The sequence below is a fragment of the Nostoc sp. genome (assembly GCF_036917275.1).
Taxonomy (GTDB): domain Bacteria; phylum Cyanobacteriota; class Cyanobacteriia; order Cyanobacteriales; family Nostocaceae; genus Nostoc.
This window is the reverse complement of the sequence record NZ_JBALDF010000059.1, coordinates 143,781-170,527: the sequence shown is the minus strand read 5'-3', so window position 1 is coordinate 170,527 and position 26,747 is coordinate 143,781. Positions and strand designations below refer to the sequence as shown.

Annotated in this window: 21 protein-coding genes; 13 read left to right on the top strand and 8 right to left on the bottom strand. The window is 41.7% G+C overall.

From position 1 onward, the window contains the following. Positions 1-38 precede the first annotated feature (38 nt). From V7K35_RS23010 to V7K35_RS23000, 3 genes are all read left to right on the top strand, one after another. Complete coding sequence (locus tag V7K35_RS23010; RefSeq protein ID WP_335081956.1) at positions 39-512, top strand: chemotaxis protein CheW; 474 nt, start codon at positions 39-41, stop codon at positions 510-512. 126 nt (positions 513-638) lie between these two features. Then, on the top strand, positions 639-3,947 hold the full coding sequence (locus V7K35_RS23005) for a GAF domain-containing protein (protein ID WP_335081954.1): 3,309 nt from the start codon (positions 639-641) through the stop codon (positions 3,945-3,947). Between the two features lie 282 nt (positions 3,948-4,229). After that, positions 4,230-7,856 carry a hybrid sensor histidine kinase/response regulator gene (locus V7K35_RS23000; RefSeq protein ID WP_335081952.1) on the top strand — a complete coding sequence of 1,209 codons (3,627 nt, stop codon included), beginning with the start codon at positions 4,230-4,232 and terminating at the stop codon, positions 7,854-7,856. A 62-nt stretch (positions 7,857-7,918) separates the two neighbouring features. Here the strand turns inward: V7K35_RS23000 and V7K35_RS22995 are convergent, their stop codons facing one another. Beyond that, a complete protein-coding gene (locus tag V7K35_RS22995; protein ID WP_335081950.1) occupies positions 7,919-8,812 on the bottom strand; it encodes an ABC transporter permease in 894 nt (297 codons plus the stop codon). Positions 8,813-8,840: 28 nt separating this feature from the next. Beyond that, a complete protein-coding gene (locus V7K35_RS22990) occupies positions 8,841-9,926 on the bottom strand; it encodes a polyamine ABC transporter substrate-binding protein (protein ID WP_335081948.1) in 1,086 nt (361 codons plus the stop codon). Between the two features lie 532 nt (positions 9,927-10,458). Here V7K35_RS22990 and cruF point away from each other — a divergent pair. Next, a complete protein-coding gene (cruF, locus tag V7K35_RS22985) occupies positions 10,459-11,367 on the top strand; it encodes a gamma-carotene 1'-hydroxylase CruF (protein WP_334796412.1) in 909 nt (302 codons plus the stop codon). 376 nt (positions 11,368-11,743) lie between these two features. Then, on the top strand, positions 11,744-12,979 hold the full coding sequence (gene cruG / locus V7K35_RS22980; protein WP_335081946.1) for a 2'-O-glycosyltransferase CruG: 1,236 nt from the start codon (positions 11,744-11,746) through the stop codon (positions 12,977-12,979). A gap of 33 nt (positions 12,980-13,012) precedes the next feature. Here the strand turns inward: cruG and rnhA are convergent, their stop codons facing one another. Next, positions 13,013-13,921 (bottom strand): ribonuclease HI, encoded by a 909-nt coding sequence (gene rnhA / locus V7K35_RS22975; RefSeq protein ID WP_335081944.1) that lies wholly within the window; start codon positions 13,919-13,921, stop codon positions 13,013-13,015. Between the two features lie 32 nt (positions 13,922-13,953). After that, positions 13,954-14,097 carry a hypothetical protein gene (locus V7K35_RS22970; protein ID WP_334969621.1) on the bottom strand — a complete coding sequence of 48 codons (144 nt, stop codon included), beginning with the start codon at positions 14,095-14,097 and terminating at the stop codon, positions 13,954-13,956. A gap of 165 nt (positions 14,098-14,262) precedes the next feature. On the opposite strand from V7K35_RS22970, the gene V7K35_RS22965 reads away from it, so the two are divergent. Both V7K35_RS22965 and V7K35_RS22960 read left to right on the top strand, forming a co-directional pair. Beyond that, positions 14,263-15,519 (top strand): vWA domain-containing protein, encoded by a 1,257-nt coding sequence (locus V7K35_RS22965; RefSeq protein WP_335081942.1) that lies wholly within the window; start codon positions 14,263-14,265, stop codon positions 15,517-15,519. Next, on the top strand, positions 15,516-16,796 hold the full coding sequence (locus V7K35_RS22960) for a vWA domain-containing protein (protein ID WP_335081940.1): 1,281 nt from the start codon (positions 15,516-15,518) through the stop codon (positions 16,794-16,796). Before V7K35_RS22965 ends, V7K35_RS22960 begins: the two co-directional genes overlap by 4 nt. A gap of 71 nt (positions 16,797-16,867) precedes the next feature. Here V7K35_RS22960 and V7K35_RS22955 read toward each other — a convergent pair whose 3' ends face one another. Then, on the bottom strand, positions 16,868-17,461 hold the full coding sequence (locus tag V7K35_RS22955) for a chemotaxis protein CheB (RefSeq protein ID WP_335081937.1): 594 nt from the start codon (positions 17,459-17,461) through the stop codon (positions 16,868-16,870). A 273-nt stretch (positions 17,462-17,734) separates the two neighbouring features. Here V7K35_RS22955 and V7K35_RS22950 point away from each other — a divergent pair, with 273 nt between their 5' ends. The 3 genes from V7K35_RS22950 to V7K35_RS22940 all read left to right on the top strand — a co-directional run bounded on the left by V7K35_RS22950 (position 17,735) and on the right by V7K35_RS22940 (position 19,791). Next, positions 17,735-18,424, top strand: a complete 690-nt coding sequence (locus V7K35_RS22950) for a Crp/Fnr family transcriptional regulator (RefSeq protein ID WP_335081934.1) — start codon at positions 17,735-17,737, stop codon at positions 18,422-18,424. A gap of 382 nt (positions 18,425-18,806) precedes the next feature. Continuing rightward, the gene (locus V7K35_RS22945) at positions 18,807-19,499 is read left to right on the top strand and encodes a Vgb family protein (RefSeq protein ID WP_335081931.1); all 693 of its coding nucleotides are present in this window, start codon (positions 18,807-18,809) and stop codon (positions 19,497-19,499) included. Further along, positions 19,480-19,791: a hypothetical protein gene (locus tag V7K35_RS22940; protein ID WP_335081929.1), complete on the top strand. Its 312-nt coding sequence runs from the start codon at positions 19,480-19,482 to the stop codon at positions 19,789-19,791. The genes V7K35_RS22945 and V7K35_RS22940 overlap by 20 nt, the downstream gene beginning before the upstream one ends. A 263-nt stretch (positions 19,792-20,054) precedes the next feature. Here the strand turns inward: V7K35_RS22940 and V7K35_RS22935 are convergent, their stop codons facing one another. Then, positions 20,055-22,103 carry an elongation factor G gene (locus tag V7K35_RS22935; RefSeq protein WP_335081927.1) on the bottom strand — a complete coding sequence of 683 codons (2,049 nt, stop codon included), beginning with the start codon at positions 22,101-22,103 and terminating at the stop codon, positions 20,055-20,057. A 267-nt stretch (positions 22,104-22,370) separates the two neighbouring features. Between V7K35_RS22935 and V7K35_RS22930 the strand changes: the two genes are divergently transcribed. The 3 genes from V7K35_RS22930 (at position 22,371) to V7K35_RS22920 (ending at position 24,384) form a co-directional block, all read left to right on the top strand. Further along, the gene (locus tag V7K35_RS22930) at positions 22,371-23,291 is read left to right on the top strand and encodes a tetratricopeptide repeat protein (RefSeq protein WP_335081924.1); all 921 of its coding nucleotides are present in this window, start codon (positions 22,371-22,373) and stop codon (positions 23,289-23,291) included. A gap of 89 nt (positions 23,292-23,380) precedes the next feature. After that, complete coding sequence (locus tag V7K35_RS22925) at positions 23,381-23,929, top strand: phosphate-starvation-inducible PsiE family protein (protein ID WP_335081921.1); 549 nt, start codon at positions 23,381-23,383, stop codon at positions 23,927-23,929. A 209-nt stretch (positions 23,930-24,138) separates the two neighbouring features. Then, on the top strand, positions 24,139-24,384 hold the full coding sequence (locus V7K35_RS22920; RefSeq protein WP_298915376.1) for a hypothetical protein: 246 nt from the start codon (positions 24,139-24,141) through the stop codon (positions 24,382-24,384). A gap of 186 nt (positions 24,385-24,570) precedes the next feature. Here V7K35_RS22920 and V7K35_RS22915 read toward each other — a convergent pair whose 3' ends face one another. Continuing rightward, positions 24,571-25,479, bottom strand: a complete 909-nt coding sequence (locus V7K35_RS22915) for an Rpn family recombination-promoting nuclease/putative transposase (RefSeq protein ID WP_335081919.1) — start codon at positions 25,477-25,479, stop codon at positions 24,571-24,573. 340 nt (positions 25,480-25,819) lie between these two features. Further along, complete coding sequence (locus V7K35_RS22910) at positions 25,820-26,740, bottom strand: methylenetetrahydrofolate reductase (RefSeq protein WP_335082040.1); 921 nt, start codon at positions 26,738-26,740, stop codon at positions 25,820-25,822. Between the last annotated feature and the right edge of the window lie 7 nt (positions 26,741-26,747).

Below are 26,747 nucleotides of genomic sequence, written 5' to 3'. Positions count from 1 at the left end.
CATAAAGATAAATAATTAAAGACAAAGGATCAATAACTTTGGAAACCCAGGAAAAGTTTTTAAGTTTTAATTTGGGACTAAGGGATACAGCCGTAATTTCGTTACAACACATCACAGAAGTTTTGCAAGTATCATTACCAGAAATATGTGGCGTTCCTCAGATGCCCAGTAGCGTCTTTGGTATTTATAACTGGCGCGGTGAGATGCTTTGGTTAGTGGATTTAGAGGCAATGTTAGGTTATCCTCCAATTTCGCAAGGATCAAATTTACTTTCAAGAATGATGGCGATTGTTTTGGAAAGTAAGGGTAAGTATTTGGGATTATTGGTGCGACAGCTTATAGATATTGAATGGCTGGATACTCAGCAAATGAAACCCCCAACTACCGAATTATTTTATCCTAAAATATCACCTTTTTTACAGGGATATTTTATTAATAATTCTGAAGAGATAATTTTTAATTTGGATGCCATAACCATTATCCAAGCTCCCATGTGGGCGATTCATAATTGAACGTTTAATAACGGGTGATTAGGCATAGTATTTTAAAACTTACTATTTCTTAATAACCAGATTCTATTTCATTACTACCTGCCAAATATCCACTTATTAGCCATAACAAATTTTGAGGTTAATCAAATGACATTCTTGTATAACAATAGGCATGAAAATGAGCATCTAATCTCGGAATTAGAAAATCCGAATGGTAACGTTAATATAGCAAATCTTGCTAGCAATGAAATATCTTTATTAAATGCGATCGCTCAGGAATTTAAGATTTGGCGGCGACAGTTGCAAGACATTACAACTCATATGCGCCAAGCGCCAGACCTTGATACATTACTTAAAATCACTGTGGCGCAAATTAGAGAAAAGATTGGATGCGATCGCGCCTTAATTTATCAATTTACTTCTCTAGAATCAGGTAATGTTTTAGCAGAATCTAGAACACTAGGTTGGACACCAACTTTAGGTGAAAATATTCCAGGAATTATTTTTGGCTTGTATACCAATCAAGATTATATAGAATCTGTAGTTATTGACGATATCAATCAGATTCAACTTACCCCATATCAAAAGCAACTGCTAGAGAAATTTCAAATTAAAGCTAGTTTGAGTTTACCGATTTTAGTAGGAGGTAAAGTGTGGGGCTTACTGGTAGTAAATAATTGCTACTCAACACGTCAGTGGCAAGAGGTAGAAATTAGCCTACTATCTCAAATTACAACAGAACTGACCTACAAATTGCAGAGCTTTGAATTCCAAAAAGAACAGCAACAGCGGCTACTAGCAAAAAAATCGGTAGCTAAAGTTATTGACAAAATTCTGCGGGTATCAAATGTTGATAAGCTTTTTCAAACAACCACTCAAGAAGTACGTCAATTACTTAAATGCGATCGCGTCGGCGTCTATCGCTTCAAACCTGATTGGAGTGGCGAATTTGTAGCTGAGTCAGTAGGTAATGGCTGGATAAAAATGGTAGGCCCCGATTTTTACATGGTTTGGGAAGATAGCCACTTACAAGACACTCAAGGAGGACGTTATGCCAAGGGTGAAAGCTTTGTAGTCAATGACATTTATCAAATGGGCCATGCTCAATGTCACATTGACATTTTAGAGCAGTATGAAATGAAGGCTTACATCATTGCGCCGATATTTTCTGGAGAAAAATTATGGGGTTTGCTGGCAGCTTACCAAAATTCTGGGCCTCGTGATTGGCAACCTTGGGAAGAAACCTTTTTGGCTCAGATTGGCTTGCAATTTGGTGTAGCTATCTCACAAGGTGAATATCTAGAACAAATGCAGACGAAATCTGAGCAACTAGCTCAAATAGTTGAACAAGAGAAAGTTTTCACTAAGATAGTCAATCGCATCCGACAATCTTTAGATGTAGATAGTGTCTTCAAAATAACCACTCAAGAAGTGCGTCAATCACTGCGATGTGATCGCGTTGCTGTCTATCGCTTTAACCCTGACTGGGGTGGCGAATTTGTGGCTGAGTCTGTGAGTAATGGTTGGTCAAAACTGGTAGGCCCTGATATTAAAACCGTTTTGGACGATACCTACTTGCAAGAAACTAAGGGAGGTAGGTATGTCAGAGGTGAAAACTTTATCGTTAATGACATCTATCAAGTAGAGCTTGCTCCCTGCCACATTGAGATTTTAGAGCAGTTTGAAGCCAAAGCTTACATAATTGTTCCTATATTCTTTAGGGATAAATTGTGGGGCTTGCTAGCAGCGTATCAAAATTCTAGCAGCCGTGAATGGCAAAGCTGGGAAGTTAACTTTTTGGTTCAGACTAGTTTGCAATTTAGCCTAGCTAAATCACAGATAGATTATTTGGAATTAGTTCGGGTTAAATCTGAGAAACTAGCTCAGATAGCGGAACAAGAGAAAGCTGTCACCAAGATCAGTAACCGCATCCGGCAATCTTTAGATGTAGAAGAAGTCTTCAAAACAACCACTCAAGAAGTAAGGCAATTACTGCGATGCGATCGCGTCGCCGTCTATCGTTTCAATCCTGACTGGAGTGGCGAATTTGTAGCGGAGTCAGCAGGTCATACTTGGATAAAACTGGTAGGCCCCGATATCAAAACCGTCTGGGAAGATACCCACTTACAAGAAACTCAGGGAGGTCGATATGTCCAAGGGGAAAACTTTGTTGTAAATGACATCTATCAAGTAGGTCATTCTCCTTGCCACATTGAAATTTTAGAACAATTTGAAGTCAAAGCTTATGTAATTGTTCCTGTATTTGCTGGGGAACAATTGTGGGGCTTGCTGGCAGCTTATCAAAATTCGGAAACTCGTGATTGGGAAGAATCGGAAGTAACTTTGTTAGCACGCATTGGCAGCCAGTTAGGACTGGCATTACAACATACTGAATATTTGCAGCAAGTACAAGCGCAGTCAGCAAAATTAGCAGAAGCAGCAGCACGAGAAAAGGCAGCCAAGGAGTTACTACAACAACGATCTGTTCAACTTTTAACAGCCCTTAGACCCGCCCTCAACGGCGACTTAACAGTCCGCGCACCAATTACAGAAGACGAACTAGGCACGATCGCTGATGCTTACAATAATACTCTGCAAGCACTACGGCAAATAGTTCTTCAGGTACAAGGGGCTGCTCAACAAGTTGCCCAAACTTCTAGCAAAAGTGACGCTTCATTAGCAGGACTGACGAATCTGGCGCAACAACAATCTGAGGAAATTACCGCAGCATTAGGCGAAATTCAACAGATGGTGGATTCTACTCAAGCTGTGGTGGCGAATGCCGAGTTAGTACAACTAGCAGTGCAACAAGCCAATCAAACTGTAGAGTCTGGTGATACTGCGATGAACTTAACTGTAAAAGCAATCCAAGGAATTCGTGAAACCGTTGCTCAAACCAGCAAAAAGATTAAACGCCTCAGTGAATCTTCGCAAAAAATCTCCAAAGTGGTGAATTTGATTGGTAATTTTGCCACACAGACAAACGTACTGGCTCTGAATGCAGCCATTGAAGCTACTCGTGCCGGTGAATATGGCAAAGGCTTTGCAGTTGTAGCTGATGAAGTCCGTTCTTTATCTCGCCAGTCAGCAGCAGCAACTATTGAAATAGAAAAATTAGTCCAAGATATTCAAGCAGAAACTGGGGAAGTCGCAGTAGCGATGGAAACTGGTATTCAGCAGGTAGTAGAAGGTACAAATCTTGTCAGTAATACTCGCCAAAACTTGAATGCGATCGTTTCTGCAACTGCCGAAATTAGTCAGCTAATCGAGCGAATTACCGCAGCAACTCAAAAACAAATGACGCAATCTGTAACAGTAACTAAATCAATGCAAGATGTAGCAGAAATTGCTAATAAAACTTTTGCTGAATCTCAAGAAATTGCTACAGTATTCCAAGATTTATCAGGGATGGCGCAAGAGCTATTCACAACTGCTAGTAAGTTTAAAGTCAAATGAATTTTAGATTTTGTGTAAAGTAGGAGCGCCGGAAGTCGCATTGGTGTCAACTTAAGGACAAACCCCTTTAAGTTTCTAGCCTCTGGCTGGAAATGCTCTTTAATTGTAGTTCTGCCGCAAGTTTTAAGGCGGAGCCTCCCATTAGCCATTCCCAGTCAGAGACTTCTTTTCGAGATAATCTCTAAAAGTTTTTTCTAGTCAAGCTTTTACCTTAAGTTGACACCAATGCGGAAGTGCGCGCTCCTACTTTACGCAACAAATGCAAAATCCCAAATTTAAAATATGATTACAGATAAGGAAATTCGTGAGCAAGGATACATCTACTTTTTGGCTGAAGCCCCAGAATTAGTACAAATTATTGAACAAGAACTATTTAGCTTATCCGAAGGTTATAGCACTGCCAAAATTCACAACTTAATGCGAGCTACTCATACAATTAAAGGTGGCGCTGCTAATGTAGGGCTAGAAGTAATTAAGATGATAGCCCATTTTTTAGAAGATGTATTTAAGGCTTTATATAACCCAAAAGTGGTGATTGATGCCGAATTACAAACACTTTTACTACAAGCTTACGAATGTCTTAGCATAGCATTAAATACCGAATTAATAGGTAGTACTGTTAATGACGAAGAACTGCTTCATCGAGCAAGTTCAGTGTTCGCACAGTTGCAAGAAAAACTGGGTGATGCATTTGGTGCTGAGTCTCATATCCCCACTTCTGAGGAATTGGGGTTTGATATTGTGCAGTCCGTTTTTGAAGTAGGAGTAGAGCAACGTCTAAACAGTATTGCTCAAGCTGTTAACAATCCACCAAATAATGACGATTTTATCGAGTTCTTACACTCTCAAGCTGAGGTGTTTCTCGGTTTAGCAGAATCTCTAAATTTACCTGGATTGGGAGAAATTTCCCAAACAATTCTCTCAGCGCTGCAAGCAAACCCCGCTCAGGTGCAGCAAATTGCAGAAATTGCCCTTGCAGATTTACAACAAGCACAACAATTCGTATTAGAAGGCGATCGCACATCTGGTGGAGAAACTTCTCCAGCTTTGCGAAAACTAACGACAGTGACAAATAATGAGTTATCTAGAGAATTGCAAAATAATTCATCTGCTGGCGCATTGATTCTCAGTGAAGAACAATTTTACCAGTTTCTCACTACATCTGACAACAATAAAAACGAATCTGTAAAGCCAACAACTGCCAAGTTTTATTTAAAAGTAATTCGCTACATTTTTGGCTGGTTTAATCACCAGATGGAAATCCCAGAATCAGAACTAAGTTTAACTTTACTGGTTCCTACATTAGAAAGAAAAAGTCTACTTAAGTATATCGAAAACTGGCTGAAAAGTTTTCTTGATTTTGTCAAAGATGGAGAAGATAGTAAAAGCCTTTCTATTTATAGATATGGGATCATTTTAATCATCTTATTTGCAGTAGTTAAATTTCAATATTCTGTTAATAAAGCTGATAGCTACATTTCAGTAATTAAAATAGTACAAAATCGAATTAATACATTAGCACAACAATATAAAAAATATCCTCCTGTTACTAGTAAAGAGAAAAATTGGCTTGATAGTCCCAAATTACAAATACTGCTAGTTATTAAAGAAATATCTAAATCTCAATCTTCTCAAACAACTGAGAACCTACTAGAAGCAATATGGGGAGAAGAAGCTAGCCAAAACCTTGCTGCTGAAATCGTGACGATCCAGACTGATGATTCTTCTGAAAAGCTTGATTCATTAACTGTCACAGAGCAGGTAGTTATAGATGTTTCTGAAACAGCTATTGAACTCATTCCTGATTTAGCTACACAAATAAACAAAGAAACAGAAGATAAATCACAGTATCTTCAAACTAAAAATTTTCGCCAACCTTCATTTATTCGAGTAGATACAGAGAGACTGCAACACCTTAATTATTTAGCAGGAGAATTGCTAATTTCCCAAAAACGGCGGAGTTTACAAGATGAACAAGTCAAAGAAATAATTGAGCAATTAATACAGCAACTAACTAGACACCAAACGACTTTAAATGAATTACGTGATTTACCATTACAAATACAAAATATTACCTCACAACAAACGCAAAGTTTTGCAGTGAAGTTTGACTCTTTAGAAATGGATGTGTATACAGAATTTCATATGACATTGCATGAAGCAATAGAAGAGACACTGCAACTACAAGAAACCACAGAGTCTCTTGACTTGCTCGTGACGCAAGCTGCTCAAATTAGTGACAAACAAGAGAATTTAACTCTTAATATTATAGATAGCTTAGTAGAAGCACGAATGTCGCCTTTGGGTAATATCCTGAATCGCTTCCCCCACATGGTAAATAAGTTGGGGAATGTTCATGCCAAACTTGTAGAATTGAAACTTACTGGTACTGAAGTACTAGTAGATAAAGCGATCGCCGAAAAGCTTTATGATCCTTTGTTACACTTAGTGCGTAATGCTTTTGACCACGGGATTGAAGCCCCGCAAGTTCGCCGAGAATTTGGTAAACCAGAACAAGGTTTAATCGAAATCTGTGCCTATCATCAGGGTAGCCAAACTGTTATCGAAGTTCGGGATGATGGTCAGGGATTGAATTTAGACAGAATTCGCAGAAAAGCTAGTGAATTTTATGCCATACAAACTGAAGAAAAAACTAGAACTTATGCTTCTAATCTGGCTGAACCTGAACTTTTAGATTTGATATTTTCACCTGGATTTTCTACAGCTAATAAACTTAGTGAAATTTCTGGGCGTGGTATGGGTTTAGATATTGTGCGGACTCAGATGCACGCACTCAATGGCTCAATTTCAGTTCAATTTATACCCGACCAAGGAACAATATTCATCCTCAAAATTCCTTTTTCTATGACTACAGAAAAATTAATGTTAGTTCAAGCCAAAGGTATTGTTTATGCCCTTACTTTGGACAGTATCGAAAAAATATTGATTCCCTCGGATCAGCAGATTAAAGAAATTGAAGGAAAAAAAGTCTTACATTGGAACACAGACAATGATGAGACTATGGTCAGCCTCCGTCAACTTTCAAAGTTGATAGATTATAATGGTTCATTCCTAAATAGTGCTACTCCATACAACACATCAAATACTCCTGACGCAAACATAGCGAAAAATCCGGTGCTTTTATTACGACGAAATCAGGGAACATTTGCTTTAGAAGTTGACCAAATAATCGGTGAACAAGAACTAGTAATCAGACCTTTAGGAAATGCGATCGCACCGCCAAAATATATTTATGGTTGTAGTAGTTTAGCCAATGGTAATCTCATCTTAGTGATTGATGCTTCATTGCTGGTAAAGTCTAGTGACCAACAAACAACACTTGATATCAGAGCGCTACCAATAGCTTCTTCGTCAAATAAAAAAGCCTTACCGATATCAGGACATTCTTTTTCATCTACACCATTACTTGCTGCATCTACTTCCACAACAAGTATAGAAACTCAACCCAGCTATTCTCAAGAGCCAGATAATAAATCACCAAAAGTTGTTTTAGTAGTAGATGACGCAATTAGTCTCCGCCAAACTCTCTCTCTGACTCTGCAAAAATCTGGCTATCAAGTTATACAAGCCCAAAATGGTGTAGAAGCTTTAGAAAAGTTACAGTTACATCCTGAAATTCAAGTTGTCGTCTCTGATTTAGAAATGCCACGAATGAATGGTTTTGAGTTATTGAGCAATTTCCGTCAATCTCCTAATTTAGCAAAAATACCTGTAGTGATTCTCACTTCTCGCAGCGCTGAAAAACATCGTCAGCTTGCCCAAGAATTGGGTGCAAAGGCTTACTTAACTAAGCCTTATTTAGAGCATGAGTTTCTCTCTACAATTAAGGGTTTAATGACCAGTAATACAGATGATTTTAACCATTTACTCATGGTGACAAATCATTGAGAAACCATAAGCGTTGTATCGATGGCGTTTGATGCCCTTATTATAAGTCAGTGACGAAAAGTTTAGCGTTTGGGTGCAGGTTCGCCAAACTTAATCAAAAGCGCGATCGCAATACTAACAAGCAAAATTAACGTCATGCTCAAGGCTGAACCAAATCCCCAATTTTGCGTTGCTCCAAGAAACTGGTTATAAACTAACCGCGCCGCCGTCATACTAGAAGCACCACCAAGTAATTCTGGATCGACAAAATCCCCCAAGCCTGTGATGAATACAAGCATAGAAGCAGCCGCAATTCCAGGCAAAATTTGCGGTACGGTTACTTGAAAAAAAGTTTCCACCGGATTTGCACCTAAATCAGCCGCTGCTTCTAACAACCGCTTGTCTAGCTTTTCGAGAGAAGCATATAAAATTAAAACCATATAGGGTAACAAGCTGTAACTCATGCCAATAAATACAGCTTGACTTTGGTTAAGTAATTCCAAAGTATGCAAGCCAAAATTGCTGAGTAAACTGTTCAATAAACCAGTTGGACGAAGAATTGTAATCCAAGCATAGGAGCGAAGTAACGAGGAAGTCCACAAAGGTAATATAAAGCCTAATAGCAGCAAATTTCGCCAACGCTGTGGCGCTATCTGAGCAATCCAATAGGCGACAGGGAAACCCAAAATTAAACAAATTATTGTAGTACCAAACGCAAAAAATAGCGATCGCCCAATTACTTGCACATAAAGCGGATCAAATATTCGGATGTAGTTTTTGAATCCGTTGGGATTGACCAAATCTCCCGGCCGGATGTCTGCAACCAAACTTAACTCGAAAATTATCAAAGTTGGCAGCACCAATAAAAGTAATAACCAAATCCCAGATGGTGCAAGTAATACCAAAGGTTGAAGCCAGTTTTCTCGCAGGCGATGCAATCCTTTTATTTGAGAAATATCATTTTTTTCAAAATTCATCACTTCTAACTCCTAACTCCTAACTCTTTTAACTGCTAGTTAATTGAGTCCAATAGCGATCGTAAACCTCTTCAAATTCTCCTACAGGGGTAACACGTTCACAATTTGCTAAAAACGACTCTGATGGAAATAAATTAGCATTGTTTTGGATTGTTTTTGGCAATTGCTCAAATCCAGCACTATTAGGCGTAGAAATACTCAAACGTTGACTGATTTTGGCTGCTAATTCTGGTTGCAGGATCATGTTAATCCAAGCATAAGCTCCAGCTAAATTGGGGGCTGCTTTGGGAATAACAATAGTGTCTGTCCATAATGAAGAACCGCTGCGAGGAATCACATATTTTAGTTTAGGATTTTCTTGAGAAATTTTTACCGCATCTGCTGAATAGCACATTGCCAATAGTAAATCTCCTGCTAAAATTTGATTTTGCCAAGCGTCGGTGTCAAAACGTGCGATCGCAGGTTTTAGCACCTTCAACTTTTCATAAGCTTGTTTGATTTGTTGTTCATTTTTTGAGTTGTAAGAATAACCTAGCATCCGTAACGTCGCACCCATAACTTCTCGAACATCATTGAGCAAGGTCATCCGCTGATTAAGTTGCTTTTGGTTTTGCCAAAGGTAATCCCAGTCTTGTGGTGTATCTTTTATTTGTTCGGAATTGTAAAGAAAACCTGTTGTCCCCCAGTTAAAAGGGATACTATATCGGTTATTGGGGTCATAACTAGGATTCTGAAACCGGGGAAATAAATTCTCTAAACCGATTAAGTTATCATGATTTATTTCTGTTAACAAACCTTTCTTTACCATCTTCTGCACCATATAATCAGATGGATAGATGATGCTGTAAGTCCCACCACCTCCAGCTTGCAACTTAGCCAGCATGACATCATTGGAATCATACACATCCGCTAGCACTTTCATGCCAGTTTGGGTGCTAAAGGTTTTCAATAATTGGTTGTCAGTATATTGCGTCCAGGTAAAGATATAAAGTTGGTCACGTTGACTAGAAGTATTAGAATTAGCACGGACTTCACCCAGCCTCCAGCCACAACTAGCTAAAGATAAGCTAGAAAGCGTTGCCACCCCTTTTACAAATTGCCGTCTGTTAGTCATTAAGTTAGAAGTTATTCATCGACAACTTCTAGATTACGGTATACCTCATAGCCCTTGGGGTGATTTCCTGGGGTAAATGTATCATTCTTCACACTTATCAAACGCACCCTTTCCTTTTCCTATGGTTGCTCACTACGCGAATGTAACGCTCTGCGAACGGGTAAGATGTGGGGCTTCTGTCGGAGTTAGCTAAAGACTTTATTTTACTTTTGGACTTGGTTAATTTATGATGGTTATCCTCCCTCAAAGAGATCCCTGGATGAAAGGAGTTTTCCAACATACGGGTATCAGTGGGACAACAAACCAGAAGTTTTTGCAGAGAAAATTATGTAGATTTTGACTATATGGCTTAAACTAATAAGTCTATGACCATATTTCTTATAGCTTCAATCAATAGGCTGTTATGCTCTTCCCAAGAAAGCCAAACAAGTTTGTAGAGAATTGCGGCACAAAGTAGTTAAATATGTTGTTAAACATTTGTAAACTGTTAGCAGCCGAGTAGCCGCGTGTCACATCTTGTTAAGGAATTATTATGAGACAACTTGTTATCGTTGAGCGCGTATGCCTCATTGGTCATATCGTGTCAAAAGCCTTTGGATTGGTAGGGATGCTACTGGTCGTACCTAATGCTGAAATAATTTTAAACTTATCGCAGGTTGGCGAAACTGCCATACAGTTAAGTATGGCTGGCGGTGGTGTAGTTGATATCATCTTGGGGACAATAGCTGTCTCTATTTATGCCTACCGGACGTTGGGATTAGGAACTTGGCTAGCATTTATGCTGCCGGCTATGTTTATCTCTTTGGGAAGTGAACTACTGGGAACCAGTACAGGTTTTCCATTTGGTGATTATAGCTACTTGAGTGGCTTGGGTTATAAGATTGCTGGGCTAGTTCCTTTCACAATTCCTTTATCTTGGTTCTATGTTGGGCTGTCGTCTTATTTAATTGCTAGAGCTGGTTTGAAAGTGGCTCAAAAACCCAGTTGGGGACGCCATATTGCTGCTATAGCCGTTGGTGCTTTGCTCTTCACTTGCTGGGATTTTGCCCTTGAGCCAGCTATGAGTCAATCTTCTCTGCCCTTCTGGTATTGGGAACAACCAGGAGCTTTCTTTGGGACACCTTACCAGAATTATGCAGGTTGGTTTGGCACTAGCGCCCTGTTTATGAGTGTGGCAGGATTGTTGTGGAGAAATTCATCGATTAAATTGGAGCGATCGCAACTCAATCTCCCCTTAGTCGTTTATTTAACTAACTTTGCCTTCGCCGCCGGACTAAGTTTGGCTGCTGGGTTCTCCATCCCTGTATTGCTCGGCTTATTGCTTGGTGTGGCTCCCGCCGTGGCGCTGTGGTTAAGGAGTTCAACCACACCCATTCCAGTTGCTGTTGAATCAGCAAGCAAGGAAGTATCAGTAGCAAAGGTTGAAGTTGCCTTGAAATAGCCTAGAGATTGGGGAGTGGGGAGTGGGGACAAAAGGAATAATCCATGCCCAATGCACAATAACGCCACTTGACGCCAGTCCGCTCAAGTCGGGAGACCCTTTCGGCAGTTCCTCCTGGGCGAAATCCCCATCGCCCTTGGCGTCTCCCCTTCTCCCATTCGTGAGAGGCTAACGCCAAGGGAGAAGACGGGACTGCCTCACCACACGGCTGGCTCCTCCACTTGGGGAGACTTTTACAGCCCTTCTCAAGACAGGAGACGCTCTTGCGTTCGGGCATCCTACGGCAGGCGCCAGCCTCTCACGAATGGGAGAAGACCACAGTGGTTCCCCCATGCCCATTTATTTTGTATAATCGCAATTTTAATTGTTAAGTATTTTGACAACAGTAGACAACGCTTTAATAGTAGAAAGCGCCATCTCCCTTTTATTGCTACTTATCCAAGTACCAGCAACGGCGATTCTGTTTTCGCGCCTGCTAAAGGGGCCAAGACGCCTTCCCCCAATAGAACCGCAACAGCCAACGCCGGAGCTTTTGGGTAGGGTTAGTGTCGTTGTTCCCACGCTGAACGAGGCGCTTCGCATTAGCCCTCTGTTGGCTGGTTTAAGTCAACAAAGCTACGAAATTCGGGAAATTATTGTTGTAGACAGCAAGTCTGGTGATGGCACCCCCGACTTGGTAAAAGCGAGACAGCAGAAAGATCCGCGCTTTCGGGTGATCACAGATGACCCCTTACCCTCTGGTTGGGTGGGGCGTCCTTGGGCGTTGCATAACGGTTTTCTATATAGCTCTGAGGCTAGTCAGTGGTTTCTAGGGCTGGATGCTGATATCCAACCGCATCCTGGTTTGGTTGCTGGTTTGGTGAAGACGGCCGAAGCACAAGGCTATGATCTGGTTTCCCTTTCACCCCAGTTTATCCTCAAATATCCCGGAGAGTGCTGGCTACAACCGGCTTTATTAATGACTTTGCTTTACCGATTTGACCCCGCTGGGATCAATACAGACCAGCCAGAACGGGTGATGGCAAATGGGCAGTGCTTTTTGTGTCGCCGCTCGGTTTTAGCTGCTGTGGGTGGCTATAGCAGTGCGAGTGCTTCTTTTTGTGATGATGTCACTTTGGCACGAAAGATTGCTGCTCAAGGGTATAAAGTGGGCTTTTTAGATGGTGCAAAGGTGCTAAAGGTACGGATGTATGAAGGGGCGATGGAGACGTGGAAGGAATGGGGGCGGAGTCTGGATCTTAAAGATGCAACAACTCGATCGCAGTTGTGGGGAGATTTATGGCTACTCACATCTGTTCAGGGTCTACCCCTTTTAATTCTCCTCACTTTTTTGTTGATTTCTCCCCCACTCGGATACTTGCTACATACGCCATTAATCGCGTCTTTACCCACTCCCCTACTCCTCCTGGTGGGACTGAATTTATTCTTGGTGGTGATTCGCTTTGCTATGCTAATTGCGATCGCCCCTTCCTACGATCGTAAAAGCGCCAAAGGCAGCTGGTTATTCTGGCTTTCCCCTTTGGCTGATCCTTTAGCTGTGTTGCGAATCTTCTTATCTGCGTTCCATACCCCGCGCGAGTGGCGAGGACGCAAATACAGTGCTGAATTATGAGTTATAAATTATGAATTTTCAACTCCTTACTCCTTACTCCTCTTCACTTCCTACTTGATCCCCGCGTTCCAGTTCCCAAAGAATTTGATTTCCTTCACGACGTACCCGTGACACTATCCAGTTTCGCCAGCGCCATTGATCTCCCCGACTGGTAACAGCGCTGGCGTGGACATCCATCAAGTCTGCTAACTCAGAACTAGTGATTAAGTAGCCTTTTTCAGAGATTTCATCAGCAATACGCAGAGTTTCGACCAAGCTGCGGAGTTGCGAAACCCTCATTTCTGGCGGTTTCTCTTCGGTTGCGGCCGCAATTGGCCCAGTTGATGGTTCCATAAGAGTTATTTCTGGTGCAGAAGTACTGACTTGTTGTCTACTTTGGTTAATTACTCTAGAGTTTTTCTCAAAATCAGCTACTTTTGCTACATTTAGTTCATTTGTAGAAGGTAAAGATTTATAAAAATTTGTCGGAGTTAATTGTTGTAGCGAAGGGATTTTGCCACTCGCATAGGTGCGAGCGATCGCATCACAACGTTCGTTACCTATGTTACCAGAATGTCCCCTGACGTGTTGCCATTTTACCTGTTGGGTATTAAGTTGATCGAGAGTTTCCAAAAGGTCTTGGTTTTGGACGGGTTTACCATCTGACTTTTTCCAGCCTTTATTTTTCCAGCCTTTCACCCACTTGGTAACGCAGTTAATCAGGTATTCGCTATCAGTATGAAGGGTGATGGCTTGGGCTTGTTGAGATGTTTGCAGGAATTGTAGGGCTGCGATCGCAGCTTGCATTTCCATTTTATTATTAGTGGTGTGAGCAGATGCATCGCCCATTTCGTGGATTGAGCCATCGCTGAAATAGACAACTACTCCCCAACCGCCAGGGCCAGGGTTCCCGGTGCAAGCACCATCGGTGTATATGCTTTGGATTGTGAGTTGGGTGGACATGGTTTAGGATATCGAACATTTACTAATATTTGTCAAGTCTCAACCTCTGCTTTTTCTTCAAAACCCTGATCATTAAAGTGTTTTATAATTGTTAATAAACTTCCCAGTAATGCATAGCTGATCAAAGAACGGTTGATATTGGTTAAGGTGCGTCTCGTTTTTGTCCGGTCATTCATCCCAGGCTGCCCGAAGTGACAGACGTGGGCTTCTGCCCAATTAAGCTTAAGCTAAGATATTCTGATTATATGAATGTATTTGTGTTGGATAGGCTTTCGGTAGAGTTAAAGTGGTGCTTTGAAGTTATTTATTAATATGTATATCCTGAATAAGGACTTTGAGTTATGAAGGTTAGTTTGCAACCTGCCTTGAATGATGGTAATTTGGACGCGAATCAACTGAATAGTCAACGTCAGTTGGGAATTTCGATTTCGGCGAAGGCAGAAAATCAAGACCGCAATGTGCCACTGAATTTATGCTTAATTCTCGATCATAGTGGTTCCATGAATGGGCGATCGCTAGAAACGGTCAAAAAAGCAGCAAATCGTCTGGTAGATAGACTTAATCCTGGCGATCGCCTCAGTGTTGTAGTTTTCGATCACCGCGCCAAAGTCTTAGTACCTAGTCAAAGTGTCGAAGATCCAGAGAAAATCAAAAATCAAATTAACCGCTTATCTGCTGATGGTGGAACTGCGATTGATGAAGGATTGCGCTTGGGGATTGAGGAGTTGGCGAAGGGCAAAAAAGATACTGTTTCTCAAGCCTTCCTATTAACCGATGGGGAAAATGAACATGGTGATAACAATCGCTGTTTAAAATTCGCCCAATTGGCTGCTAGCTATAATTTAACTTTGAACACCTTGGGATTTGGTGACAACTGGAACCAAGATATTTTAGAAAAAATTGCTGATGCTGGTTTGGGGACTTTATCTTATATTCAAAAACCCGAACAGGTAGTGGATGAGTTTAATCGCCTGTTTAGCCGCATTCAAACAGTGGGATTGACTAATGCTTATCTGCTATTCTCCTTGATGCCCAATGTCCGGCTAGCGGAACTCAAACCTGTTGCCCAAGTTTCCCCAGACACAATTGAGTTACCACTGCAACAAGAAACTGATGGACGTTTCGCTGTACGATTGGGAGATTTAATGAAAGATGCGGAACGGATGATTTTAGCTAATATTTATTTGGGACAATTGCCAACAGGTGAACAAGCGATCGCTAATGTGCAAGTCCGCTATGATGATCCAGCCGCCAACAAAGTAGGTTTAGTTACACCAAATCTCTCAGTTTATGCCAGTGTAGTCAAAAATTACCAAGCAGACCCGAATCCCCAGGTGCAACAATCTATTTTAGCATTAGCTAAGTATCGCCAAACCCAGCTAGCCGAGACGAAATTACAACAAGGCGATCGCACTGGTGCAGCGACGATGCTACAAACGGCTGCTAAAACTGCCCTACAAATGGGAGATACTGGTGCAGCGACGGTGTTGCAAACTTCTGCCACCCAGCTACAATCTGGTGGAGATTTATCCGAAAGCGATCGCAAGAAAACTAGGATAGTCTCCAAAACAGTTTTGCAAGATACTCCTGTGGAATGAAAGTTAAATTGCTATCGGCATTAAATGACAATAATGTTGATGTGGCTCAAACAAGTAGCCAACGTCAACTGGGAATGACGATTTTTGCGATCGCTGGTGAGTTTGACCAAAATCTGCCCCTTAACCTCTGCTTGATTTTGGATAGAAGTGGTTCCATGCATGGACAACCAATTAAAACGGTGATCCAGGCAGTGGAAAGATTAATAGATCGGTTGAAAGTAGGCGATCGCATCTCAGTTGTGGCTTTTTCTGGTTCTGCGGAAGTCATTATCCCCAACCAAGAGATCCAAGACCCCGAAAGCATCAAATCTGAAATAAAAAGCAAACTCAGTGCTAGCGGCGGTACTGTAATCGCTGACGGTTTGGAACTGGGAATTACAGAACTGATGAAGGGCACAAGAGGCGCTGTTTCCCAGGCGTTTCTCTTAACAGATGGGCATGGTGAAAGCGGTTTGCGGATTTGGAAGTGGGATATCGGGCGAGATGACAATAAGCGCTGTCTTCAACTGGCGCAAAAGGCTGCCAAGCTGAACCTAACTATCAACACTTTCGGATTTGGCAATAGCTGGAATCAGGATTTGCTGGAAAAAATTGCTGATGTCGGTGGTGGGACTTTAGCCCATATTGAACGTCCTGAACAAGCTGTGGATCAGTTTAGCCGACTGTTTGGGCGGATTCAGTCGATTGGGTTAACTAATGCCTACTTGCTGTTATCTCTAATGCCTAATGTCCGATTAGCAGAATTGAAACCCATTGCCCAAGTTGCCCCAGACACAATCGAGTTACCAATAGAACCGGAAGCTGATGGTAGCTTTGCTGTGCGTTTGGGAGATTTGATGCAAAATGTAGAACGGGTAGTTTTGGCTAACATTTATCTGGGACAATTGCCAGAAGGTAAACAAGCGATCGCGCATCTGCAAATCCGTTATGATGACCCATTGGTTAACGAACAAGGCTTACTTACGCCCTTGATGCCAGTGTATGCAGATGTAGTGCGAGCGTATCAACCGGCATCTAATCCGCAAATGCAACAATCTATTTTAGCATTAGCGAAGTATCGTCAAACCCAGTTAGCCGAGGCGAAATTGCAACAAGGCGATCGCACTGGTGCAGCCACGATGTTGCAAACAGCTGCCAAAACCGCTTTACAAATCGGAGATAAAGGTGCAGCAACAGTGTTGCAAACTTCTGCCACTCGCCTGCAAGCTGGGGAAGAACTTTCTGAAGCAGACCTCAAGAAAACTAGGATTGTATCAAAGACCGTTTTACAGGAATAGTAAAAATTCAGCGTTGCTAATTAACGGGATGAAAGTTTCGCACTAGTGCAGCATTTAATTAAAATTCCTCTTTATGCTACTGATTCCGTCATTACCAGTCTGGACAACCTATTGGCAATCATCTCTGGAGTCAGAACAAAATCTACTTTCCCGGTGTCAATAGCAGCCAAAGGCATATCGAAGTACTCCGAAGTAGTTTCATCTTGAACAATTGTCGTGCCGCCATACTTTTTCATTGCTATCACTCCTAAAGCACCATCTCTGCCACACCCACTTAGGACAACAGCAATCCCCCGAATTCCGTAATTAAGTCCTACCGACATGAATAGTTTATCCACTGAGGGACGAACAAAGTTCATTTTTGGCGATTCCAATAGACACAGACTACCGTTAGCATCGACTATTAGGTGCCGATCTTGAAGATAAGTGTAAACTGTCCCTGGACGCATTATTTGCCCTGATGCCTGCTCTACGGGCAACATTGTGTTGCGTCTGAGGATATGTGCCAGACGACTAGGGTAGAAAGGACTCATGTGCTGAACTATAATAATCGCCGCTGGGAAATCTGCTGGTAAAGCCGATAATATTTGGATGATTGGCTTTTGCCCGCCCGCAGAAGCTCCGATCGCCACTATATTGTAAGCAATATTGGGGAAGTGTGACATAATGGCATGTGATTTTTGTAACCTCATGGGGGGGGGGTAAGGTTTAGCGCTCAGTAGCAATTGTCTAATTGCTTTTGAAGCAGCTTCACAAGTCATACTGCTATGTTATATAACTAACATATAATCATCATATGTTGTTTTAGCAACATAAAAGATTTTTTCACATAAAAATAAATCTTTTGTCAGAGGTTCTTGATTACTAGCGCTTATTTAATACAGATAAGACTGGTTTAAACAGCCTTTTGCTATCTATGTTTCAAGCATTTTGCACTTATGAAAAACCAACTTTTAGCTGCCCTACCCTCTGAGGAATACTCTCGTCTTGCTCCCTATATGGAGCATGTCTCTCTAGAGTTCAGGCAAGAACTTTATTTACGTAACCAACCCATTGAGCACGTCTATTTTGTCAATTATGGCGTAGCCTCTATCCTCACAGTGATGACGGACGGTTCGGCAATCGAAGTGGCTACCGTGGGCAATGAAGGAATGGTCGGTCTTCCAGTATTTCTGGGAGCCGATAGGATTCCGGGCGAGTGTTTTATGCAAGTCCCTGGCTCTGGCGTAAGGATGGAAGTAGATGCATTTAAAACTCATGTCACCGCAGATAGTCAGTTGTACAATCTACTACAACGATACACGCAAGCCCTGTTTAATCAAATTGCCCAATCAGCTGCGTGTAACCGCCTGCACTCAATAGAACAGCGAATGTGCCGTTGGCTACTGATGACTCTCGACCGAGTAGAGACAGACACTTTTTCACTGACTCAAGAATTTCTCGGCATAATGCTAGGTGTGAATCGCTCCACTGTTAGCCTCAATGCCTCTATTCTTCAGAGGGCGGGGCTAATTGACTATACTCGCGGGCAAATAACTATCCTTGACCGCTTAGGTCTAGAAGATATCACCTGCGAGTGTTACCAAGTCGTCAACGCGGAGTTTAAGCGTTTGTTTAACGGTAAGTAAGTCGGTGCAAATATTTATCGTTGGATGAGGCAGGAGGTAAGGGGGTTTGAGTCTATTCAATTTTTCTTAACTGTACTTACGCTTTAGCTGCGATGGATGCACTTTATGTGGCGGCTGCTTTGCAAATTAAAGCTGATCAACTGATCACCACTGAAAAGCCAACTTATAGCAATTAGGTAGTTCAATAGACCTCTTACAAAAATCATTGAATCACCCCTTTATTACAGCTAGAAAGCCCAAAATTAAAACATGAGTGACTTTTGACTTTTGACTTTTGACTTCCGCCTTGCGGTACTAGTCCTATATTTAAAAGATGGTAATATGAACAATAATTTATTCAGATACTACCAATATGAAGCTCTTGAAGATTTTCAAATTAAGTATGCCATTACTAAGCTTCGCATTGTTATGGTGCGTAGCTCCACAAGCTAACGCAGCACTTCTAGTGGGTAGCAGAAATAACAACTCAGTTTTGCAATACGATGAAGAAACCGGAAAATTTATTGATACATTCATACCTCCGGGAAGTGGTGGATTAAACCTAACAGTGGGTTTTGCTGTTGGTTCAGATAATAATTATTATCTCAGCAATCTTGCAGGTGGTAGTATAGAACGGTACAACGGACAAAGTGGGGATTTCATTGATAGTTTTGTTCCTAAAAATAGTGGTGGATTAAAACTTCCTCAAGATTTGGCTTTTGGACCGGATGGCAACCTTTATGTCGCTGGGACAAACCTTATTACTAATACCGTTCTGCGTTATGACGGCAAAACTGGAGCTTTTATTGACACTTTCATCTCATCTGACAAAATAGATCCTGCTGCACCATTTAGTTTGACTTTTGGACCAGATCACAATATATATCTCAACAGTGCTATCACTGGCAGCATCAAGCGTTATGACGGTAAGACAGGAGCTTTCATTGATAACTTTGCTCGAAGCAAACCAGGATCTGTACCAGGAAGCTTAACTTTTGGCCCAGACAGCAATCTCTACGTTGCTGACTTTAAGACTAACGATATTGCACGCTATAACGGCAAGACAGGAGAATTTATTGATTTTTTTTGTTACTAGTAATAGCGGTGGTCTTTCTGGACCTGTGAAACAAACTTTTGGTTCTGATGGGAACCTGTATGTGAGTAGCATATTGACTAATAATGTCTTGCGCTATAACGGTAAAACAGGAGCATTTATCGATACATTCGTTCCCGCAGGTAGTGGGGGTTTGGGAAAACCAAGATTTTTGTATTTCACTAAAGATGCAATTGCAGTTCCCGAATCTAGAACTGGGTTAGCTTTATTAGCATTTGCAGCTACCTTAAGTGTAGGTAAAGTAATGGGTTCTTTTCAAAAACGATGTAATTGATAATTAGTATCGACTTTTGAGAAACGGGTATATCATAAGTATTTTTCATTCTATGTATGTCCTCTGTACCTCTGTGGTTCGTTAGAAAAATTGACTTTGACAAAGAGTTTGAGCCTTAACTGAACCGTATTACTTTATGAACGGTAGAGTTTTACTTGATACTAATATTAAAGATTCCCGACTTATTAGAGAAGTCAGGAATCTGAGCCTTGGAGCGATGCCTACGGCGGGCAAAGCCTACGCAACTTTACATTAATCCAAAATTACTTGCTGTTGCTGTTACCACTATTGCCGTTGCTGTGAATCACACGTTCAGCAAGTTTTTCCGGTACTTCCTGAAGATGGTCATATTCCCAGTGGAAGGAACCAACGCCGAGAGTGAGCGATCGCAGCTCTACAATAAAGTTTTGCATCTCTGCTTGTGGCAAGTATGCAGAGACATTATCCCAGCCTTGCCAATCGTTTTTACCCTCATAGCCTAAAATTTGCCCCCGTCTACCACTCAACAGTTGCAGCACTTTGGAGGTAAATTCGCTAGGTGTGGTAACGTCCACCCGCAGAATTGGTTCTAACAGCGTAGGTTCCGCTTGGGGTATCCCCGTTTGCATTGCCAATCGGGCAGCTTGCTTAAAAGCTTGTTCGGAACTATCAACGTTGTGATACGAACCATTAGTCAGAGTTACGGACAAATCCACTATTGGGAAACCCAAAGGCCCATGCGTTAGAAATTCCCGCACGCCCATTTCCACCCCAGGAATGTACTGTTTAGGAATCACGCCGCCGACAATGGTTTCATTGAAATTAAATCCTTCGCCGCGTGCTAGGGGCTTGATATCGAGAAAAACGTCACCAAACTGTCCGTGACCACCGCTTTGGTGCTTGTAGCGCCCATGAACTGAAGCCACTGTTTTGCGGATGGTTTCTTTGTAAGGCACTTGCGGTAAGTGGGTTGTCATTGGCAGATTATATTTGCGGCGCAGTCTGTCTAAAGTGACTTGCAAATGAATCTCGCCTTGACCCCACAAAATTACTTCGTGAGTATCGCCGTGTTGTTCCCAAGCAAGTGAGCAGTCTTCTTCCAATAACTTGGTAATGGCACCACTAAGTTTAACTTCATCGTTGCGCTTTTCTGGTGTGATAGCGAGAGCATACACTGGTTCCAACTGTACAGCTTTGGGTAATTCTATTGCCGACTGCTGTTCTATAGAGATGGTATCGCCTGTCTTGATTCCCTCTAAACGGCTCAATGCAACAATTTCACCAGCACTAACTTGGTTAACAAACTGCTGTTGTTGTCCCATGAGGCGGTAAATTCCACCAGTCCGAATCCCATTGAGGACAATACCATCAGTTAATTTGCCCCGCCAAACACGCACCAGAGAGAGTTTGCCACCTTGAGGAGTGTAGTAAGTTTTTAATACCTGCGCTAGAGGTGTATCACCTTTTAAGTTTTTTAAGCGACGTTCTGCTGTGGTTTCTGGTTCGGGGGCTTCCTTTAACAAGGCTTCTAATAGAGGTCTAACACCATAATCTTGTTCTGCCACACCGAAGAAAACGGGCACTACCAAATCTGCCCCTAATTCCATTTTTAAATCTTTGAGGATTTCCTCTTGGGGTGGTTCGATGTCTTCTAAAAGTTCTTCGAGTAAATGGTCGTCAAAATTTGCTAATGCTTCGAGCATTTCTGCTCGTGCTATATGTTCTTTTTCTTTTAAGCTTTCGGGAAAGGGAATAGGATCAGCAGGTGCGCCTGGATGATATTGATATGCCTGTTCACTCACCATATCAATAAAGCCAGTGAGTTGTTCCCCGTTCATGATCGGATATTGATGCGCTACCAGGGGACGGCTAGATACTGCTTTCAGGGCGTGTAATGTTTCTAAAACGTGAATATTTGCCCGATCCATTTTGTTAACGAAGACGAGGTGGGGAATTTCCCAATCGTCTAGGAATTTAAATAGAGGGGCAAGGGTAAGGACTCGTTCGCGGATGGGTTCGCAAACTACAATTGCCGCATCCACTCCGATTAAAGCATTGTATGTTTCTTGGGCAAATTCTACACTTCCCGGACAGTCTATAAAAGTGAAGCGAATGCCGCTATACTCAGTGCTAGCAGCGCTGACTTCTACACTCATGTGGCGATCGCGCGACTCGGCAGCACTATCTCCCACTGTATTGCTGTCCTTAACACTCCCTTTGCGGGAAATTGCCCCTGTGACAAATAACAAGCTTTCTAGGAAAGTGGTTTTTCCACTTAAATAAGGCCCGACGATTGCAACATTCCGCGAACCCGATTTTACTTTTTCGTTCATAAAACCCCCCTTGCGGTAAGTCTTTCCTAACCGCATTATTCTGCTGTATATATCAGGGATAAAAAATTGTTCTCTGGAGTCAAAATTACCCCTTCTTTAATTTGTTATTATCCTTCTTTTAATCGAAACTTCAAAAAATTGTAGCCTGTCGTAAGATTTAGCTTAAGAAAAATTAACTATCACAAACTTTCATAGCAAATTAAAAATTTTTGTAAAAAACTTCTTATGAAGTAAATTTAACTGAAAGTGTTGCAAGTTAGGAAATCAATGGGATTATCATTATCTAAATATCGCATAGCAGGGTTAGTAAGTTTGATACTGGTTGTTAGCATTCCTTCACCTTCTCTTTCTCTATCTCCTCCTGTCCCCTCAAAGCTGGCACAATCTCATGGTAAAACTGCCATAGACTGGTTAAACCAAGGTTTACAGGCAATTCAGGCGGGAAGGGTACAAGATGCGATCGCAGCCTTTAAACAAGCAGCCCAATTAGATCCAACATTAGCACCAGCGCACTATAATTTAGGGCTAGCATTCCGACAAACGGGACAATTACAACCCTCTGCGGATGCATTTTATCGAGCGACGCAAGCTGATCCCAAATTTGCTCCAGCTTTTGCTAATTTAGGTGGTGCGTTGTTAGAAGGTAATAATTTCAAGTTAGCTAACGATTACTTGCAACGCGCGTTAGAACTTGATCCCAAACTAGGATTTGCCCACTATAACTTGGGGTTGGTACGAGAACAGCAACGAGATTGTGAGCGAGCGATCACATCTTTTAAAAAAGCCATAGAATATAGCAAAAATGCACCAGAACCACCTTATCATATGGGGATGTGTTATCTCCAAGAAGGTAAACTCGATCAAGCCAAAGATGCCTTTCGTCAAGCAGTAAAAATTAATCCGAAGTATCCAGAAGCTTACTACAATCTCGGTTCAATTTGGTTTCAGCAACGTAAATTCCAAGAGTCATTAGAGGCTTTTAGAAAATCAGCCGTAGCTAACTCTAACTATCCCAACGCTTATTATGGTGCAGGGTTAGTTTTTATGCAGTTACAGCAATATGGAGATGCAGTACAAGTATTCAAATTTGCCAGAGATTTATACAATGCTCAGGGTAATCCCCAGTGGGCAAAAAATACCGAACAATTGTTACAACAGGTACAAAATTTAAATTACCAACCTCGCTGAGGCGCAAAAGCTTAATATTGCATAACATAAAACTATTGGGTTGAGTGGCTGGTGTTGTCTTAACTTGTCCCGATTGGAATGAAACGTACATGCAAAAGCGCCAGAAAAGTCGATTTTTATTTAGCGATCGCTGGCTTGATCGGCACTCAATTGTTCGCAACATGGAAGCCTTTCAAGACTTAATTGTGATTGTCTTGTGTTTGGCTTTGTTTGCCGTCATGCTGATGCAATTGTGGGGGTTATTTGTCGCCATTACGCAGCAGTTGGATTATAAACATGTGACTGCAAAAATCCTATTTGTGTTGATTTTAGTCGAGTTATTTCGACTGTTAATGGTCTACTTGCAAGAACATAGTATCTCTGTAGGAGTGGCAGTTGAGGTAACAATTGTATCTCTACTGCGAGAAGTAGTAGTCCAAGGAGCGCTAGAAATTTCTTGGGTTAATACAGCTGCAATTTGTGGTTTGTTGTTTGTTCTGGGTGGGCTACTTGTGGTCTGTGCTAAGACGCCACACATGGATTGTATGAGCGCTAATACTAAGTTGTGCCCGATTGTGTATAGAGGAGATAGGGAACGGCAAAATGAGTTGGAATTACAGTATTCACGTCAATGTGATGAAAATCAACCTCTGGGATAAACTTCTATGAAATTAGGGAGTGGGGAGAGCAAGGGAAAAAGAGTTGAAACCATATCGGTTTTTTTGACGGCTGTTAGCCAAAAGTATTAGTACCTAACTTACCCTCATAAGGTACTTCCGACGTATTGAACTATACTCTTTTTGGGAGATGAATTGCTCTTGAAGGGTGAGTATAAAGTTAATTAGAAATTCTAAAAGAGGGTTAAGCAATGACTACAAATACAGGTAACGGACAGTCTCAAGAACCAATTAGCAACTTAGAGTACGATTTTATCACCGTGTTGCACAACAAGGCTGAAGCCGTTAAAGCTTATGATATTTACATCAAAGATGCAGAGCAAGTAGGTTCTCAGCCTTGTGTAGAGTTGTTCCAAAAATTGCGCCAATCTGATATTGAACACGCACAAGAGGTTCGCCGACATCTACAAGAAGTGCTGCAACACGGTAAGATGTAACCCAGGTGTTTAACTGCGTAGGCGTAGCCCGTCGTAGACATCGCTTCTCATTATAGTGAAAGTAAATATAAAAGAGGCGATCGCACTTCAGGCAAAAATTTTATTGATATCTTGCACGCTTTGCTTAAGCAATATATAGCAGAGTGTTTCCAAAGATAAAGCGCAATACTCAAGCAGCGCCCACTATCAGCCAGACTGATTCTGGGCTGCTTGCTGTACTTGCACCACTGTCAAATCGAGAGCCACCGCCACTTGTTCCACACTCAACCCCAATGCCAACAATCGAGGAATAGCTTCTAATTTAGCTTCCTGCCGACCTTCCTGCTGACCTTCCTGCCGACCTTCCTGCCGACCTTCCTGCCGACCTTCCTGCCGACCTTCCTGCCGACCTTCCTGCCGACCTTCCTGCCGACCTTCCTGCCGACCTTCCTCCAAGCCATCTTGCTTGATTGATTGATACATCCTTGTCTTTTTGAATTCGTCGTCTATACCTAACATTTCTGCTAACTCCTCTCGGCTTAACCGAGTAAATTTGTACAACAGGATAGTCTCTATTAATTCTACAATTTGCTTTCTAGTTACTTCATCTGTCAGTTGTTGTCTTGCTTGTAAAATCAATTCTCTACCTTTGTCAACGGCTGTCTCTTCTCTTTCAATAATTAATTTAACGATCGCAACTTGAAGTGAGTTCTCCCCCGGATCTAATTCATCTAGATAAATGCGTTGTACTTGTGAACTGTTTAGCAGCAACTCATACGGTAACCGATCAGTGGGATCTAAACTTCGTTGAGGATAAATAACAACAGCACGCCAAAAATTTACTGATTCGTTTTGACGTAAGTAAAGAAAGATTTCGGCAAAGAAGCGTCTATAAAAAGTTGAGTCTAATTGAAACTGGACTTCTACAAAGTACAGTGGTTGATTTGTGGTTTGATTTTTGGGGATGAATACCCCATCAATCCTAAAAGCAGTTTCTTTTAGTTCCACTGAAACAAATTCATAGGCGTTGACATTGACAGTCGGGTCGCCAATTATTGTAAAAAATATGCTAGGAAAAGCCTGAAATAAACTATAAAATATTTTGTCAGTTTGCACCTGGATTTAGTCAAGCGAAAATTGGATATTGAAAGTTTATCAAAAATAGTGTATACATGTCTGATTCTAACAATTAAAATCATGTGGAAAAGCTTACGAAAAACCTAAGCCCCTTCCCGACGCGGGAAGGGAGATTCAAAGTTTCTAACGCCACGTGCTAAAGAGCAGGAACGCTAAGAGCGAACAAGCCGGCACGCAAGGGCGCAGTGGCTCCTTCTTTTAGGAGAGAGATTTAGAGAGAAGTTTCCTAAATACCGTGAAAAGTCAAGTGTCTGATTCAGTGTAAAAAAAAAGCAGATGGGAGCAACCATCTGCTTTAATAAAAAATGTGTTATCTTCTTTACTTGGATACCAACTGATTAACTGGAGCAACCCCAGCCAAATCCAAAATTGAGGCGATCGCATCTTCCCGTTTCACCGCCATCATATGCACACCCTGACATAATTGCCGCGCTATTTGCACTTGCTCGGCGGCAATTTTTATCCCTTCCTCAAAAGGGTCTTTGGCTTTTGCCAATCTATCAATAATATGTTGGGGAATATTTACACCCGGAACACATCTATTAATAAACTGGGCATTTTTTGCTGACTTCAACAGAAAAATTCCTGCCAATATCGGTTTTTTATAGCCAGCGGCAATGGTGTCCATAAACTTTTCTAGCATGTCAAAATCGGTAATCAATTGACTTTGGAAATACTGCGCTCCTGCTTCGATTTTGCGTTCAAATCGACTTTGCAAACCCGACCAACTCTTACATTGCGGATCTACTGCTGCACCAACAAATAAATCTAGCGCTCCATCAGTCAAAGGTTTCTCGTTGCAATCAACGCCTTGATTCATCTTCCGAATTAGTTGCAGCAGTCGCACAGCTTCCAAATCAAATACTGATTTGGCATCTGCATGATCGCCTGCTTTTACAGGGTCACCAGTCAAAGCTAAAATGTTACGTATGCCCAAAGCATGAGCGCCCATTAAATCAGCTTGTAAACCAATGCGATTGCGATCGCGGCAAGCAACTTGACAAATTGGCTCTATGCCGTTTTGTGACAAAATTACCGACGCCATTAACGAAGACATCCGTAACATTGCACGGCTACCATCAGTAACATTGACAGCATGAACCCTTCCCTTAAGAGTCGCCGCCATTTGAATCATGTGCGTTGGATCTCCCCCTTTCGGAGGTGCTACCTCGGCGGTAACTAGAAATTCACCTGCTTGTACAGCTCTCTTGAAGGCTGTGCGGCTATGGGTGTAATGCATAAAATTA

What these genes read in the sequence shown, in the direction of transcription:
- V7K35_RS23005 (WP_335081954.1), top strand. Translation starts at nt 639, where the DNA reads ATGACATTCTTGTATAACAATAGGCATGAAAATGAGCATCTAATCTCG.
- V7K35_RS23000 (WP_335081952.1), top strand. Translation starts at nt 4,230, where the DNA reads ATGATTACAGATAAGGAAATTCGTGAGCAAGGATACATCTACTTTTTG.
- V7K35_RS22995 (WP_335081950.1), bottom strand. Translation starts at nt 8,812, where the DNA reads ATGAATTTTGAAAAAAATGATATTTCTCAAATAAAAGGATTGCATCGC.
- V7K35_RS22990 (WP_335081948.1), bottom strand. Translation starts at nt 9,926, where the DNA reads ATGACTAACAGACGGCAATTTGTAAAAGGGGTGGCAACGCTTTCTAGC.
- cruF (WP_334796412.1), top strand. Translation starts at nt 10,459, where the DNA reads ATGAGACAACTTGTTATCGTTGAGCGCGTATGCCTCATTGGTCATATC.
- rnhA (WP_335081944.1), bottom strand. Translation starts at nt 13,921, where the DNA reads ATGTCCACCCAACTCACAATCCAAAGCATATACACCGATGGTGCTTGC.
- V7K35_RS22970 (WP_334969621.1), bottom strand. Translation starts at nt 14,097, where the DNA reads ATGAATGACCGGACAAAAACGAGACGCACCTTAACCAATATCAACCGT.
- V7K35_RS22965 (WP_335081942.1), top strand. Translation starts at nt 14,263, where the DNA reads ATGAAGGTTAGTTTGCAACCTGCCTTGAATGATGGTAATTTGGACGCG.
- V7K35_RS22960 (WP_335081940.1), top strand. Translation starts at nt 15,516, where the DNA reads ATGAAAGTTAAATTGCTATCGGCATTAAATGACAATAATGTTGATGTG.
- V7K35_RS22955 (WP_335081937.1), bottom strand. Translation starts at nt 17,461, where the DNA reads ATGTCACACTTCCCCAATATTGCTTACAATATAGTGGCGATCGGAGCT.
- V7K35_RS22950 (WP_335081934.1), top strand. Translation starts at nt 17,735, where the DNA reads ATGAAAAACCAACTTTTAGCTGCCCTACCCTCTGAGGAATACTCTCGT.
- V7K35_RS22945 (WP_335081931.1), top strand. Translation starts at nt 18,807, where the DNA reads ATGCCATTACTAAGCTTCGCATTGTTATGGTGCGTAGCTCCACAAGCT.
- V7K35_RS22935 (WP_335081927.1), bottom strand. Translation starts at nt 22,103, where the DNA reads ATGAACGAAAAAGTAAAATCGGGTTCGCGGAATGTTGCAATCGTCGGG.
- V7K35_RS22930 (WP_335081924.1), top strand. Translation starts at nt 22,371, where the DNA reads ATGGGATTATCATTATCTAAATATCGCATAGCAGGGTTAGTAAGTTTG.
- V7K35_RS22925 (WP_335081921.1), top strand. Translation starts at nt 23,381, where the DNA reads ATGCAAAAGCGCCAGAAAAGTCGATTTTTATTTAGCGATCGCTGGCTT.
- V7K35_RS22920 (WP_298915376.1), top strand. Translation starts at nt 24,139, where the DNA reads ATGACTACAAATACAGGTAACGGACAGTCTCAAGAACCAATTAGCAAC.
- V7K35_RS22910 (WP_335082040.1), bottom strand. Translation starts at nt 26,740, where the DNA reads ATGCATTACACCCATAGCCGCACAGCCTTCAAGAGAGCTGTACAAGCA.